The organism is Pseudoalteromonas sp. MSK9-3 (assembly GCF_003590335.1).
Classification (GTDB): domain Bacteria; phylum Pseudomonadota; class Gammaproteobacteria; order Enterobacterales; family Alteromonadaceae; genus Pseudoalteromonas.
In genome coordinates this window covers 64,398-79,933 of the sequence record NZ_MIET01000010.1, presented here as the reverse complement: position 1 = coordinate 79,933, position 15,536 = coordinate 64,398, and the positions used below count along the sequence as shown (strand labels likewise).

The following is a 15,536-nucleotide window of genomic DNA, read 5'->3' as shown; positions in this document are numbered from 1 at the left end:
AATGGTTTACAATGTACGTTGAACTTCAACCGTCTCGAATACTTCGATTTGGTCGCCAACTTTAACATCGTTGTAGTTCTTAACACCGATACCACATTCCATGCCGTTACGCACTTCTTGTACGTCGTCTTTAAAGCGACGAAGTGACTCAAGTTCACCTTCGTAGATAACCACGTTTTCACGAAGTACACGGATTGGCGCGCTACGCTTAACGATGCCTTCTGTAACCATACAACCCGCGATTGCGCCGATTTTAGGAGACTTGAACACATCACGAACTTCAGCAAGACCAATGATCTCTTGCTTAAATTCAGGAGCTAGCATACCAGACATCGCTTGCTTAACTTCTTCAATCAAGCTGTAGATAACGCTGTAGTAACGTAAATCAAGGTTCTCAGAGTCAACCACTTTACGCGCAGATGCATCAGCACGTACGTTAAAGCCAACAATGATTGCATTTGAAGCCGCAGCAAGTGTTGCATCAGTTTCAGTGATACCACCTACGCCACTACCAACAATCTTCACTTTAACTTCATCTGTAGACAGTTTAACAAGTGAATCTGCAATCGCCTGAATTGAACCTTGAACGTCCGCTTTCAATACAACATTAACTTCCGACACATTGCCTTCAGTCATGTTGCTGAACATGTTCTCTAGCTTCGCTTTTTGCTGACGCGCTAGTTTAACATCACGGAATTTACCTTGACGGTACAATGCAACTTCACGTGCTTTACGCTCGTCTTTAACAACAGTCGCTTCATCACCTGCTGCTGGAACACCTGAAAGACCTAAGATCTCTACAGGGATTGATGGACCAGCAGTTTTGATTTCTTTACCATTTTCGTCGCGCATCGCACGAACACGACCATACTCAAGACCACATAAAACGATATCGCCTTGATTAAGCTGACCTGACTGAACAAGAACAGTTGCAACTGGACCACGCCCTTTATCAAGACGTGATTCAATAACAACACCTGCGCCCATACCTTGTGTTGGTGCAGTTAGCTCTAATAGCTCAGATTGCATTAGAACTGCTTCTAGAAGCTCATCAACACCAGTACCCGCTTTTGCAGAGATGTGTGCAAATTGCGTATCGCCGCCCCACTCTTCTGGGATAACGTCTAACTGTGCTAGTTCGTTCTTAACGCGATCTGGATCAGCGCCTTCTTTATCCATTTTGTTCACAGCAACAATCAAAGGTACACCCGCTGCTTTAGCGTGTTGTACAGCTTCTTTTGTCTGAGGCATTACACCATCATCTGCGGCAACAACTAGGATAACGATATCAGTTGCTTTTGCACCACGTGCACGCATTGACGTAAACGCGGCGTGTCCTGGAGTATCTAAGAAGGTGATCATGCCGCCTTCCGTTTCAACGTGATATGCACCAATGTGCTGTGTAATACCACCGGCTTCGCCAGACGCAACTTTTGCACTTCGGATGTAATCAAGCGTTGACGTTTTACCGTGGTCAACGTGACCCATTACCGTTACTACTGGTGCACGTGATTCAGTTGATTCAACTTCACTACGGTCACTCAATACTTGTACTTCTAGTTCATTTTCTTTTACCAGAACTACTTTGTGGCCCATTTCTTCAGCAACTAGCTGTGCTGTTTCTTGGTCGATAACTTGGTTAATAGTAACCATGTCACCCATTTTCATCATCGTTTTAACGACTTCAGTGCCTTTTACAGCCATACGAGAAGCCAGTTCAGCAACTGCTATTGTTTCACTGATACGTACTTCTTGTTTTACATCTGCAACTGGCTTTTGGAAGCCGTGCTGTAAAGATGAAGGCGCTTTTAGTTTACCTTTACGGCCTCTTGAAGGCGCTTCAGCTCTTGCAGGTGCTTTTTTCTTTTTCTTGCGACGCGCACTTTTCTCTTCGCGTGCATCTGACTCATCTTCTGCTTCACGTGCATAAGTTGATGTAGTCAGGTGATGGTCAGCCGTTTCTTCGCGACGACGACGTTCCTCTTCTTCTTTCTTCCAACGAACTGAATTTTCTTCAGCCAGTTTACGCGCTGCTTCTGCTTGAAGTTTCGCTTCTTCTTCAGCTTTTATCAATGCTGCCTCTTCTGCTTCTTTTTGCAGACGCTCCGCTTCTAGGCGGTCTTTTTCAACTTTCGCACTATCCACTTTCTTGTCCTGCGGTTGATTGGCTTTTCGCTCAGCTTCAGCTTTACGTTTTGCCTCTTCTTTAACTTTACGCTCAGCGTCTTCTTTTGCTTTACGCTCAGCATCTTCTTTGGCCTTTTGCTCAGCTACTTGCTGTGCTTTTAATTCAGCCTCTTTACGGCTAGCTTCTTCTGCAGCTAGACGTTCTTGCTCTTTCTCTTGGTCAATAGTGCTCTTTTTCACGTAAGTACGTTTTTTGCGTACTTCAACCTGAACGGCCTTGTCTTTACCCGTAGAGCCTTTCACATTTAATGTGCTTTTGCTTTTACGTTGTAAAGTCATACGTTCAGGACCTTCAGCACCTTTACCACCGTGTTGCTTACTTAGGTGGTCAAGTAACTGAGCCTTTTCAGATTCAGTAACACTATCAGCCTCGCCTTTGGTGATCCCTGCATCGTTTAATTGCTGCAGCAATTTATCAACAGTTGTATCAATAGTCTCGGCTAGTTTTTCAATGCTTACTTCTGCCATAGTGTGTGTTACTCCGTTAATAAATTATTCGTCTTCACCAAACCAACAAATGTTACGTGCAGCCATGATTAACTGCCCAGCATCTTGCTCTGATAACTCTGTAATTTCTACTAGCTCGTCAATTCCCTGCTCAGCTAAGTCTTCTAGTGTTACAACACCTTTGCTTGCCATAACAAATGCCAAATGACGCTCTAACCCTTCTAGCGCAAGCAGGTCTTCAGCAGGCTCTGCACCTTCAAGGCTTTCTTCCGTTTTAAGTGCTTTCGTTGTTAACGCATCTTTTGCACGATTACGCAGCTCTTCAACGGTGTCTTCATCAAGACCGTCAATTTCTAAGAACTCAGCAACAGGAACATACGCAACTTCTTCAAGCGTAGAGAAACCTTCATTAATTAATAGACCAGCGAAGTCATCATCAATGTCTAGGTTCTGTGTAAACAAGTTAACTAGCTTGTCTGACTCTTCTGAGTTCTTAGCATCCATGTCTTCAACAGTCATCACGTTTAGTTCCCACCCAGTTAACTGGCTAGCTAAACGAATGTTTTGACCATTACGGCCAATCGCTTGTGCAAGGTTATCTGATTCTACAGCGATATCCATTGAACGCGAATCTTCATCCATTACGATAGAAGCGACTTCCGCTGGCGCCATCGCGTTAATAACAAACTGTGCAGGGTTATCATCGTATAATACGATATCAACACGCTCTCCACCAAGTTCAGTAGAAACCGCTTGTACACGTGCACCACGCATACCAACACATGCACCAACAGGGTCAATGCGCTTATCATTTGATTTAACTGCGATCTTTGCGCGAGAACCTGGATCTCGTGCGGCGCCGCGAATTTCAATCATTTCTTCGCCAATTTCTGGCACCTCAATGCGGAATAATTCCATCAGCATTTCAGGCTTTGAACGCGTCACAAATAATTGTGCACCACGTGCTTCAGGTTTTACTTCATAAAGTAAACCACGAACACGGTCACCAGGGCGGAAGCTTTCGCGTGGTAACATGTCATCACGGTAAATAACCGCTTCAGCATTATTACCCAAATCAATAACAATCGCATCACGGGTTGCTTTTTTAACAACACCCGTTACCAGCTCACCTTGTTGATCTTTGTATGCTTCAACAACGAGTGCTCTTTCAGCTTCACGTACTTTCTGTACGATAACCTGTTTTGCCATTTGCGTTGTAATACGGTCAAACTTAATTGACTCAATCTGCTCTTCAACAAAGTCACCAAGTTGCGTCTCAGGCTCTTCTACCTGTGCCGCTTCAAGGGTGATTTCTGAATACGGGTTTTCTAGTGAACCATCTTCTTGAGGATCAACAGCCATCCAACGACGGAAAGTATCGTACTCACCTGTTTTGCGATCGATTGATACACGTACTTCAATATCACCATCGTGTTTTTTCTTAGTTGCAGTCGCTAGAGCAAACTCTAACGCTTCAAAAATCTTTTCTTTTGGGACTGCCTTCTCATTGGAAACGGCTTCTGCCACCAATAATATCTCTTTTGCCATAAGTAATGCCTCGCTTGCCCTTGTCCTTCGCACTCAATATTTAAAATTTTGCGATGATGTTTGCACGCTCGATGTTACTGAGCATAATGAAATGTTCGTTACCATCGATCTTTAACGTGATCATATCGGCGCTAACTGCGATTAAATCGCCTTTAAAGTTGCGTCGTCCATCTTGTGGAAGTTTAGTACGTACACGTACTTCTTCACCTTGTGCCTTCTCGTAGTGAGCCAGCTTAAATAGTGGTCTATCAACGCCAGGAGAAGACACTTCCAAATCATATTCGTTTGTAATCGGGTCTTCGACGTCAAGAATTGCACTTACTTGTCTGCTTGCGTCAGCACAATTATCTACTGAAACACCACCTTCATTTTCAATATACACGCGAAGTGTAGAATGACGACCGGCTTGTACAAACTCAAGACCTAATAATTCGAAGCCAAGTGCTTCTACAGCTGGCTCTAACATTTCAGTCAAATCTTGTTCGAGTTTTGTCACAAATTTCCTCCATACAAACAAAAAAAGGGCTTAAGCCCCAATTATACTAGTTGCGTTGTACCAAGCATTACCAAAAGTAAGGTTTCAGATACAACAACGCCCCGAACCAAGCGGGGCGTCACACCTAAAACAAAGCTGTGTGGCCAAAGGCCTAACTTGGTTGCGGGCTTTACAGCCAAATTAAGCCGAAGCTTAAACGCAAAACGCGCATTACATAGAATGCGCGCTACATCTAAAAAAATAGTACTATTTTTTAGATTTTGGTTGCGGGAGCCGGATTTGAACCGACGACCTTCGGGTTATGAGCCCGACGAGCTACCAGGCTGCTCCATCCCGCGCCAATGTGCAGCAAACACTGCAAAATATGCGCAGTATTATAAGGAGTGTTCCATTAATAAGCAACCTCCCATCTATGATTAATTCGCTTAATCATTCAGCGAACGGACCCGTAATAGGTAATTTATTATCTTGAGACATTACAAAACGCCAAAAGCTCAGATATAATATCGCAATTTTTACATTACAGAGAAACTATTATGAAAAAAACAACAATGACTCTTTTGACAGCGCTATCATTTGCATTCGCTGGTCAAGCTGTTGCTGCAAGCTGTGAGGGCTATGGCCCGCAAACTCCGCGCGACATTGATAATTTACTTGGTGAAAACAAACGTGTTTTTTCAAAGGCTCCGGCCAGCGAACACATGAACCTATGTAATATCCACTTTCATAAGAATGCAGAACACAAGGCAAAAGACTTTTCAGTTTTTGCGGGTGACAGCAAATATGGTGGTTACCAATGTAACGCAACAAGCACATTAACCGCTGCTGAGCTTAAAGCACCTAAGGGTAAAGTATGTAAAAATGTGAAGCCTGGCGATACAATTGAAGTACATTGGGTTCACAGTTCATGTGACGTAACACCAGGCAAAGGCCTTGGTTCATGTTTAAGTGATAAATGTGCTAACCCACAATTACGTGTAGAAACACAAGTATTTATGGTCGTTAATGATGAAAATGCACTTGATTTCAATGACCTTGATTACGATGGCAATATGGTAAACGGTTATCACCAAGCAAAACACATCCCAAATACAACGGGTAAACCTGTAGAGTTCCTAGGGTCAACAACAGGTCCTAGCTATACAGAGCAGCAATGTTCACCACTTCAAGTTACTTGGAGCGTTCGCCCAGCTTGTGCAAAAATCGATATTAATAGCTTAGCAACATGGTGTGAAAGCAATGAGTTTGAAGAAGATCACGCACACGGTGTTCGTCAGTTAGTTACTGATCCAAAGTTACTTTCACCAATTAACTAAGTAAATATTACCACTAAATAAAATATTACAGTGATGATAATCCCTTATTTATCATCACTGTTATCTACATATTGCGGCCAACAGTCACTTTTTCATTCACAACCTACCTATTCACACCTATACTTTCGTTATGAGTTCAAAAAACAGTCACACTATTTGAGCTCAAGGTAGTATCTGGATTGTGTAGTACCACGACTATCAAGTTTGGTTATGTCTGATTTATCAAACTGACGTTTGAAATCACCTGACAATTTTTTTCCATCCGAGCAAACGGACGCGCTCTTAATCGACAAGAGGCGATTATGAGTATTTCTCCTTATCAGTACCAACTGTTAACGCAATCCTTCGCGACACTAAAGCCTAATTTTCACTGCTTTTGTGTTAGCTTGCATACTCAATTGAAGCGATATGAGCTGGAGTTTGCGATGCCTAGTTCGCCAAAGCAGCTACTTACTGTTGAACATAGTATTCAAACTTTTTTAAGTGAGGGAATTGCATTACTACCCCAGCAAAGCGCATTAGTAGATTTAATAACTCAACATAAACTACATTTCGATGCACTCAAACTCAGTGAACAAGATATAGCTGTACTGTGCCATACCATGCTAGAAACCCTACAATTACACTTGGGCCGCCAGTTTACCTTGGCCTTACGTAACGCTTGGCGAAAGGCACTGCACATGTTTGCTAATATAATTAAAAGTGTTGTTTTTCAAACGAGTAACGTTGTTAACTTACAAAGCTTTAGGCAGCAAAAACAACAGCAGTTTTCGACCATAAGATGACTTTTAAAGACAATCACAGTAAACTCAACCGTAGTTTACGCAAAGAGAATTGTTATGAAAAAAGCGTTATTTTTATCGAGTATTTTACTGCTTCCGTTAACAGGCTGTGATGTATTTGAGTCATCGAAAAAGCAAATTGAAGAACAGTATTTATCACAAAATAGTGAATTAAAAGAGGCTGTTGAAGCGATTAGAGAACAAGGTTTAGCTGCTGTTTCAGCCACGGCTGAGAAAGGCAGTGTTGCTGCCTGTGTAGCAAAACAACTTGATGGGGACCCGATGGGTGCCTTGATTGAAGTGGAAGGTGCATTACAAGATGGTGCCGACCTCTCTAAGCTGGCCGAAACAATTGAAGGCTTATCAGACCAAGAGATCTCACTGGAAAGTATTCCCCAACTTCTACAGCAAGGCGCTGACACGGTGAATTACTTACGCACTTTACTCGGCGAATATGATTTAAGTGAGTTACAAGATAAGGTGAGCCAACTTTTGCAGGATGGGCAAAGCCAGAGCCAAGATATTGGTGAGCATTTACGTGGCTTGGTTGAACAATGTCAGTAAAGTATAAATTACCATGATTTAAAAAGCCCAATTGGGCTTTTTTTGTTTTTGTTCGTATACCTAATATAACTGGTTTAACGAATAAGTAACTATGAAACGAATAGGTCTCTACCTTTTTACCCAAGACTGTCGTGTGCAAGACAATGACGCCTTATATTTATTATCCGCAAGTGTCGATACCTTAGTATGTTTATACTGCGCCCCACCCCAAACTCGGTTTGATAAACATTTTAGCCAAACAACATCTAGTCAGGCGCAAAGAGGATATCTAAAGAGCACATTACAAGGACTACAAAACGCTTTAGCGCAATTTGGCCAAACATTAAACATTGAGTATGGAGATCCAAGAGTGGTGGTGTCAGATTACATTCACCGCTATGAAATAACGCATGTTGGTTCATCAATACCTGTGGCATATAACGAAAGCCGTTTATGGCAATGGCTCAAAAATGCATTTTCAGATGTGAACTTTCAAACAGCAAACAACAGCCAAATATACTATCGAACGCAATTGCCTTTTGACCTTGCTGAATTGCCAAAATCATTTTCGTCCTTTAGAAAAAAGATAGAACGCGATGAGCAATGTGATCGCGCTTTAATTGCACCTCAACAACCATGTTTTCATCTTCCGCCTCCGCCTTACATGATGCAGTTTAAACTGCCACAGCATCTTATTAATAGCCAAAATAATGACTATTATGGTGGCGAAGACAATGCGCAAAAACATCTAGCTGCGTATTTTAAGTCACATGCTGCCTCGCACTACAAACAGACTCGAAACGCACTACATGGCAGTCATTTCTCAACTTCTTTTTCTCCGTACCTTGCTCATGGCGCTTTGAGCCCTCAGCAAGTTTTAAGAGCACTTAATGAGTATGAAAGTCAATACGGCAGTAATGAGTCAACCTACTGGATTTATTTTGAACTGCTGTGGCGTGAGTACTTTCATTGGTATAGCCAATTGCATCAAGGCGCGTTATTTAAATTTACGGGGATCACACAAACCAAGCCTCTTACCAGTTTTTATGCGCATTTGTTTAGTGCATGGTGTAATGCGAATACACCAGAACCGTTAGTGAATGCCCTTATGAACGAGCTCAATGAGACTGGGTGGGTCTCAAATAGAGGACGCCAAATTATCGCCAGCTACCTTGTGAACGAGTTGCAAATAGATTGGCGGTATGGGGCCGCTTACTTTGAGCAGCGACTTATTGACTATGATGCTCCCAGCAATTGGGGAAATTGGCAATATATCGCAGGGGTTGGTGCCGACAGCAGAGGAGGCCGCCATTTCAATATACAAAAACAAACACAACTTTATGACCCTGAGGGTACCTATGCACAACTGTGGCGCCCTAAAAATACCCCCAGTGTTCCCCTAGATTTGATCGATCACACAGATATGACCGGTTGGCCGAATGATCGTTCTGGGAGACTATCGAATGCAAAATAGCCCCACACTTCGCTTGATATTAGGCGATCAGCTTGACGTGGGACACGCTTGGTTCCAAGACAAAGCGCAAAATGTAATTTACGTTATCGCAGAATTGCACCAAGAAACCAATTACACCACACACCATATTCAAAAAGTATGCGGTTTTTTTGCCGCGATGGCACGCTTTGCCAATGCACTACAACAAGCTCAATATCAAGTATGCTACTTAACCCTTGATGACACGGCACATGACAAGGATTTACCGGCATTAATACAGCGCTTATGTACTGAATATCACTGCGCACAGTTTGAGTATCAGCAGCCTGATGAATATCGCCTCGCCCAACAACTATCAAATATGGTTCTTGAAAATACCAGTGTGCACTGTGTACAGAGTAGTCACTTCTTTTTGCCATTTCATGAGATATCAACTTACTTCACAAAAGATAAGCATGTCACCATGGAGCACTTTTACCGAAAAATGCGCAAACGCTTTGGGATTTTAATGGAGGGTGACACGCCCACGGGTGGGCAGTGGAATTTTGATTCAGATAACCGAGCTAAGTTAAAAAAAGCTGATACCCCTCTCATTCCAGAGCCTCTGCTATTTAGCTATGATATGAGCGACATTATTGCCCGTATACAACGGCATAAAATAAATACGATTGGTGAACTGTCACAGCCATTTATTTGGCCAACCAATCGGGCCGAGGCGCAGCAGTTACTCACTTATTTTTGTAAATACTTGTTGCCGCAGTTTGGTAGATTCCAAGACGCTATGACCGCCAATAGTCCGCATAAATGGAGCCTTTATCATAGCCGACTATCTTTTGCTCTAAACAGCAAAATACTCTCGCCTAAACACGTTATCGATGCCGCCATAAGTGCGTATAACGCCAATCAAGACACCATTACCATTTCGCAAATTGAAGGGTTTGTCAGGCAAATTCTAGGGTGGAGAGAGTATGTCAGGGCGGTTTACTGGGTAAATATGCCAGACTATGCAACTTACAATACCCTAACTGCAACACGTGATCTTCCAAAACAGTTCTGGGATGGGCAAACAAAAATGCGCTGTATGCAGCAGGCTATCAAACAAAGTTTGGACTTTGCTTATGCGCATCACATTCAACGTTTGATGGTAACAGGTAACTTTTGTTTGCTCACCGGCATAGACCCTGATCAGGTAGATAACTGGTACCTTGGTATTTATATTGATGCCATTGAGTGGGTCGAAATGCCCAACACCCGAGGCATGACACAATTTGCTGATAATGGGATTGTCGCCACAAAACCTTATGCTGCCAGCGGTAATTACATAAATAAAATGAGTGACTACTGCAGTGGTTGCCATTACAACGTGAAACAAAAAACGACAGAAGATGCATGCCCACTGAACAGTTTATATTGGAACTTTATGATTGAACATAGAACGCGCTTTGCAAAAAATCCGAGGATCGGCATGGTATATCGTAATTGGGACAAACAAGATGATGTGACAAAACAGCAAACATTACAGCGAGCCCAATATTACCTTAATAACATTGACTCGCTGTGATATTGGGCTAAAACAAGCGCCAACGTCGCTTCTTCGTTTGAATTTTATGTACCCAGTTTACTTCAATGGTTGTCACAGCGAGTACATCACGTTGTGACTTTGAAATAAGCTCATAACTCATACTTTCTGCAGATCCAAACCCCAAAACAAATTCAAAAGCTTGTGAACTGGCCCAACACTGAAGAATTTTTTTAGACACACTTTCTCTAATACAGTAATCGCCTAGCGCTGGCGTGTTAATAGAGAACTTAACATCTGCGTAGCACGTACGCCCTTCATTTAAGGCAACGCATTTACTTGGTGCTGCATGTAAAATCTCTACTACTCCTTCGCCATTAGCCACAGCAACCTGATGGCTAAACATCCCTGCAATAAACATTAAGGCATTAATTGAGACTACTTTAGAATACATATTTCACTCCCGCAAAAACTGCACGTGCGTGCCGAGAGTTAACAAGGGGACTTTTTTTAGTATTACTTGCGCCAATGAGAATGGATGCACCAGCACTAAATACCCAATCTTCAGCGATGGGATAATTGGCTTGCACTTGGGTGAACACCGACATTGAATCACCTAACTCATAGACTGGACGCCTTGAGGTGGCTTCGTCAGCATCAACACCATAAAAGTAATCAATAAAATTGGCAGAGTAATAATTGGCACCAAAATTAAGCCATAAGTCCCAATTACGTAATTCAAAGTTTCGCGTTGCTTCAAAGTGTAATACCCACCCATTAGTCTCACCAAAGGCATCATACACTAGCTCTGCAACCGCTTGATATTCACCTAGGGTTCTATAATAAGATAAGCCTATGGACTGGTCTTGTTCACGCTTTTTTATTCCACTGAGTTCAGGGACATACCCTTCATTACCATAGTAACCCTCCTCAGAGAAAGGCAGTTGATAATTACCGTATATCGCATCAACGCCCCAGTCGTCTTCAAGAACTAATTGATACCCTAAATCTGAACCGCCAAAAAAGTCCCCTGAATGCGTATTTAAATAAAAACGCTTATATTGAATTTTGGCATCTACAAGCAGTGAGATACCATCAAAGTCAGACTTCGCCCCTTCTAATTCGGGTAGTGCTAAATCTACCCAAAAGCCACCGAGGCTAAGCTGCCATAAAAACCCATCGTCGTCGTATTCATCCTCACTTGCATAAGTGCTAAACGAACAACACAGCAAGAGAGAAAACAATATTATTATTTTTTTCATAGTCCTTGGATACACTAATAATGTGCTTATAATTCATCCTTGATCATACCTGAGCGAAACAACATCAACAATAACAACTTTTAACAGAAGTACACACTTTCAAAGTTAACATTTGGTTAATAAAAAGTTCATCTTAGTCCCGTTTAATAACCCATCAAAATAGAGTGATTACTTTACGAGGACAATATGAAAAAAATACTAGCACTATGCTCACTTGCACTCATTGGTTCAAATGCCCAAGCATTTAGTCAAGAAACCCACAAACGGATTGTTGTTGATGCTGTGAATTATATGGCACAAAACCCAACGACGACGCAGTATAGTAAACTTAAACAATATGCCAATGCCAATAACTTAACCATAGACGCATTAGCTAATTTGTTAGGCCAAGCAGCCTATGATGTTGACGATTTTGAAGATACATTTTTTTGTGGGGCGATAACCGGAGATTGCGTACAAGCACCTCTTTGGGGCGCTGCGCAAAGTATCGTTAAATATACCAGTTATTGGCATTTCCAAAACCACACTCAGGGTGCTGATAGCCACGGCAATGATTTCGGTGGTTACAATTACGAAAAATTGACGGTATGGGGAAATGTCGACAGCTTAGCCGCAACATGGCTAAAAGGAGATTACTTAGATGATGGCGCTGGTGGCGAAACGGGTTGGTTTAGGGCTGATGACACCCAATACAATACCTACGGAGTGACCGAAGCCAATTACCGAGTTGACAGCCATTCAAACTACAGCATGTATGATGATTTTGAAGAGATGCCCTTTCAACCTATCGATAATTTAGGGCAATATTGGTATCAGAGCTTTTTACAAAGTGGTCACCCCCAATTACTCGGCTTTGTTTTTCACACCACCGACTTGTTGCAACCTCATCATACATGGACTACTTCAGCTTTAAACCATTCAAGTTGGGAGTCTTGGGTTAAAGACTACTATGATCAAGAGGATTTAAATAACCTGCAACTTGTGCGTTCAGCAATGGCGACTTTTACACCTGTCGCCAAAAATAGCCAAGACATTAGACCTTTATTAACCCAAGGTGGGGCTTTTTCTTATGCTCAAGGTGGAATAGTCCTCAATTCGCAAGATCATTACGATCGCCTAACAACCGCCAAACAAGTGATCCCCCATGCAATTGCCATGGTTGTGCACCTGCTTAATCATGCAATGGTTAGTCGCTAATGCGAGGGATATTCATTTTATTGGCAAGCCTTTTTAGCTTGCCAACGATGGCAAATATCACATCGTTTAGTGAGCCTGAAGTTGCACTCATGCATACCGTATTTTCACAACACCAAAGTGACTTTACGCGCCACAGTACGCAAGCCAGACTCAATGAAAATCAGTATTTACTGGCCCAAGCGCATAAGCATCAACCGCGGTTGCTTACACGTCAAGCAGATGTTGGCTATGCAACAGTATTTCATACTCGTCGTTACGTGTTGTCATTATTAAAAAGTCACTTTACTGATATTAACTTACCCTCAGCCCCAAAAATTGATTGGTCACTCTATACCAAAACGGCATTGCTTGCGGATTTACCCCCCTACCCCAATGATAACCAGTATTCGCCCATGCAATTAACACAATTAGAAAGCATTAACTTGGCGCCTTTAACTGGCATGCCATTTACCCTTGCCGAGCTAATGTTAGAGCAGTCAATGCAAAACCGCTATAAGCTCCACCAAGGAGACTATGCGTTGTTTAAAAAGTTAATTGGTGATGTTAGGCAGTATCATCACCTTGTGACATCTTTAGCGACCCACCTAACCCACTCAGGTATCGCATTAAAACATCTTAACCTGATAGCTGCAGGGGAACTACTGCGCTCTCCTATGTTAAATTATTTTGGGGTGCAATCGCATATGCATGGTGAACGAAGCCCTTATGTAGAAGTACTAAAGCGCAAAATCCCCCACTCTGACATCACCGCATTTTATGTAAAAAATAAAGCCGACTTTAAGCACAAAAGTCGTGTAACTGCTAGCGGCGTTTTGTTTTCAACTTCACAAGCTGCCACAGCCTTTAAACAAGTAGCACAAGCAACCAGTTTCAAAAAAGCACTGAAACAATATGCATTAAAAAGCATATTTTCAGATACCCAAGGTAAAGTCACTCGAAAACAAAACAGCCAATGGGCACACCAAGTGGTATTTAGCTTAAAAGAGTCTTTGTTAACTGGCCCAATCAGAAGCCCGGACGGAAAATGGCTGGTTGCGCAAACTCACCATATAAAGTTTGACTATTACGCCATCGACTCGGAAACAGTAAGATATCAAGCAACCCTTGCACTAATAGAAGATTTGGCACAGCAAACTTACCGACAAAACAAACAAGCTTGGCTAAAGACACATAAGTTATCACTATGAACTTACTAAAATTAACCCTCATAGCACTCTTGCTTTGTGCATTTGGCTATTTTTTGATAGCCATTACGCCTCAACCTCAGCCATTAATCGAGTATCATAACGACTCGACTGTACGCAAGAAAACACCACACATAGAAGATGATATTCGCACTATAATCAACCAAAATCAGCCTCCTGCGGTAAACCAACTCAGTTCACTGGGTCCGGTGCCAGCATCCATTCAACCTCAGCCCTATATTCCACCTATTACTAAGTCCAAAAATACACGACCTTACTCTGGTGAGCTAGATGACCACGAGGCATATAAGCAATTTCATGTACACCAAGAGCACGAACTTAAAATGGCATTCATTAGCGCCTCTAAGCAAAAAATAGTGCGCTTAGAAATGCTTATAACCCGTGGAATACGAGAAGGCCTCAGCCAAGAAAAGATAGAGTTCGCGAAAGAGAAGGTTTCAGGACTCAAGGCCATGAGTGAACAATTACAAAATGAGCTTAATACTCCACACTAATGCACTCTGGTGTAAACACGTTGATCAGTGTTTATTTAGCAGCATATATATTTTCACCTAAAATGTCGGTTTTCGTCGTAAATATGACAGAACCGACATTTCAGTTCCTAGTATACTCCTGTTCAAGGAGAATATTATGACTAAAAAAATACTATTTTTTGTTGCCGATGGTTTTCAGGCGCTTGATTTATTTGGTCCACTTGACGCTTTCATGGAAACAAATAGCTTTATTAGTGAGCATTACTCAAGTCAGTTATTCAGCTTGAGAAGAGGTGAAGTAAAAAGTACTCATGGGCAAAAAGTTCTGGTTGAATATACGCTCGATGATGTATTAGACGTCGATTACTTAATTATTTGCGGTGGCGCTGGCATGCGTACTTTAACCCTAAACAATGCCCAAACCAAACAGCTGAGAAACCTCGCAGATAGCGCTAAAAAAGTGATGAGTATCTGTACAGGGTCATTTATCCTAGCCCAACTTTATCGCGATAAAGCTCTGAATATCACCACACATTGGCGACACTGTAATGATTTAGCATCACGGGCCAGTCATTGCGATGTTTCACCTGACCCACTTTACATTGAAGATCAGGATATTTGGTCTTCTGCAGGCGTGTTATCTGGTGTTGACCTCGCACTTGCAGTGATCCGCTCTGATCACGGTAACGTTATTGCCGCCAAAGTCGCCAAAGAGTTAGTGGTGTATCTACAACGAAGTAGCCATCAAAGCCAGTTTTCAGATTTATTAGAGATACAAAGTAATGAAAGCCTCCGTCTATCTCCTTTACTAGATTGGCTCATTGAAAACATCGCATCCCCATGCACAGTCGCTGAAATGGCTGAGGTATGTGCATTAAGTGAACGTCAATTAACTCGGTTATTTAAAACACATTTAAATACAACACCCAGTCAATACTTTAAAAAATTACGGTTAGATCGCGCCAAAGATTTAATGAACTTGGAACACCCAAACCTCTCGCTAATAGCCTCTCAGGTCGGGTTTAAAAGCTATGATAGCTTTAGGCGTGCCTTCATGGAACGCTTTGGTATTTCTCCCTCTCACTATTTAATTAATCATTAGAAAGAG

The 15,536-nt window shown here is 42.1% G+C and carries 14 protein-coding genes and 1 tRNA gene; 9 read left to right on the top strand and 6 right to left on the bottom strand.

Features of this window, described 5'->3' with window-relative positions; translation table 11 throughout:
- Positions 1-6 precede the first annotated feature (6 nt).
- The 4 genes from infB to BGP78_RS03725 all read right to left on the bottom strand — a co-directional run bounded on the left by infB (position 7) and on the right by BGP78_RS03725 (position 5,016).
- A complete protein-coding gene (gene infB / locus BGP78_RS03740) occupies positions 7-2,655 on the bottom strand; it encodes a translation initiation factor IF-2 (RefSeq protein WP_119860148.1) in 2,649 nt (882 codons plus the stop codon).
- 24 nt (positions 2,656-2,679) lie between these two features.
- A complete protein-coding gene (gene nusA / locus BGP78_RS03735; protein WP_010365891.1) occupies positions 2,680-4,182 on the bottom strand; it encodes a transcription termination factor NusA in 1,503 nt (500 codons plus the stop codon).
- Between the two features lie 40 nt (positions 4,183-4,222).
- Positions 4,223-4,678 carry a ribosome maturation factor RimP gene (rimP, locus tag BGP78_RS03730; RefSeq protein WP_119860147.1) on the bottom strand — a complete coding sequence of 152 codons (456 nt, stop codon included), beginning with the start codon at positions 4,676-4,678 and terminating at the stop codon, positions 4,223-4,225.
- Between the two features lie 261 nt (positions 4,679-4,939).
- Positions 4,940-5,016 (bottom strand) — tRNA-Met (locus BGP78_RS03725).
- A 198-nt stretch (positions 5,017-5,214) separates the two neighbouring features.
- Between BGP78_RS03725 and BGP78_RS03720 the strand changes: the two genes are divergently transcribed.
- From BGP78_RS03720 to BGP78_RS03700, 5 genes are all read left to right on the top strand, one after another.
- A complete protein-coding gene (locus tag BGP78_RS03720) occupies positions 5,215-5,994 on the top strand; it encodes a delta-class carbonic anhydrase (protein WP_119860146.1) in 780 nt (259 codons plus the stop codon).
- A 302-nt stretch (positions 5,995-6,296) separates the two neighbouring features.
- A complete protein-coding gene (locus BGP78_RS03715; protein WP_119860145.1) occupies positions 6,297-6,779 on the top strand; it encodes a globin in 483 nt (160 codons plus the stop codon).
- A gap of 54 nt (positions 6,780-6,833) precedes the next feature.
- Positions 6,834-7,340 (top strand): hypothetical protein, encoded by a 507-nt coding sequence (locus tag BGP78_RS03710; protein ID WP_119860144.1) that lies wholly within the window; start codon positions 6,834-6,836, stop codon positions 7,338-7,340.
- A gap of 91 nt (positions 7,341-7,431) precedes the next feature.
- On the top strand, positions 7,432-8,793 hold the full coding sequence (locus BGP78_RS03705) for a DASH family cryptochrome (RefSeq protein ID WP_119860143.1): 1,362 nt from the start codon (positions 7,432-7,434) through the stop codon (positions 8,791-8,793).
- Positions 8,783-10,333 carry a cryptochrome/photolyase family protein gene (locus BGP78_RS03700; protein WP_119860142.1) on the top strand — a complete coding sequence of 517 codons (1,551 nt, stop codon included), beginning with the start codon at positions 8,783-8,785 and terminating at the stop codon, positions 10,331-10,333. The genes BGP78_RS03705 and BGP78_RS03700 overlap by 11 nt, the downstream gene beginning before the upstream one ends.
- A gap of 7 nt (positions 10,334-10,340) precedes the next feature.
- On the opposite strand, the gene BGP78_RS03695 is transcribed toward BGP78_RS03700, so the two are convergent.
- Together BGP78_RS03695 and BGP78_RS03690 are read right to left on the bottom strand one after the other, a co-directional pair.
- Entirely contained in the window at positions 10,341-10,745 is a 405-nt protein-coding gene (locus BGP78_RS03695; RefSeq protein WP_119860141.1) for a DUF3019 domain-containing protein, read from the bottom strand.
- Complete coding sequence (locus BGP78_RS03690; protein ID WP_119860140.1) at positions 10,735-11,553, bottom strand: MipA/OmpV family protein; 819 nt, start codon at positions 11,551-11,553, stop codon at positions 10,735-10,737. Before BGP78_RS03690 ends, BGP78_RS03695 begins: the two co-directional genes overlap by 11 nt.
- 186 nt (positions 11,554-11,739) lie before the next feature.
- Here BGP78_RS03690 and BGP78_RS03685 point away from each other — a divergent pair, with 186 nt between their 5' ends.
- From BGP78_RS03685 to BGP78_RS03670, 4 genes are all read left to right on the top strand, one after another.
- On the top strand, positions 11,740-12,750 hold the full coding sequence (locus BGP78_RS03685; protein WP_119860139.1) for a phospholipase: 1,011 nt from the start codon (positions 11,740-11,742) through the stop codon (positions 12,748-12,750).
- On the top strand, positions 12,750-13,937 hold the full coding sequence (locus tag BGP78_RS03680) for a peptidyl-prolyl cis-trans isomerase (protein WP_119860138.1): 1,188 nt from the start codon (positions 12,750-12,752) through the stop codon (positions 13,935-13,937). Before BGP78_RS03685 ends, BGP78_RS03680 begins: the two co-directional genes overlap by 1 nt.
- Positions 13,934-14,449 (top strand): hypothetical protein, encoded by a 516-nt coding sequence (locus BGP78_RS03675; RefSeq protein ID WP_119860137.1) that lies wholly within the window; start codon positions 13,934-13,936, stop codon positions 14,447-14,449. The genes BGP78_RS03680 and BGP78_RS03675 overlap by 4 nt, the downstream gene beginning before the upstream one ends.
- A gap of 136 nt (positions 14,450-14,585) precedes the next feature.
- Complete coding sequence (locus BGP78_RS03670; protein ID WP_119860136.1) at positions 14,586-15,530, top strand: GlxA family transcriptional regulator; 945 nt, start codon at positions 14,586-14,588, stop codon at positions 15,528-15,530.
- Positions 15,531-15,536: the final 6 nt, after the last annotated feature.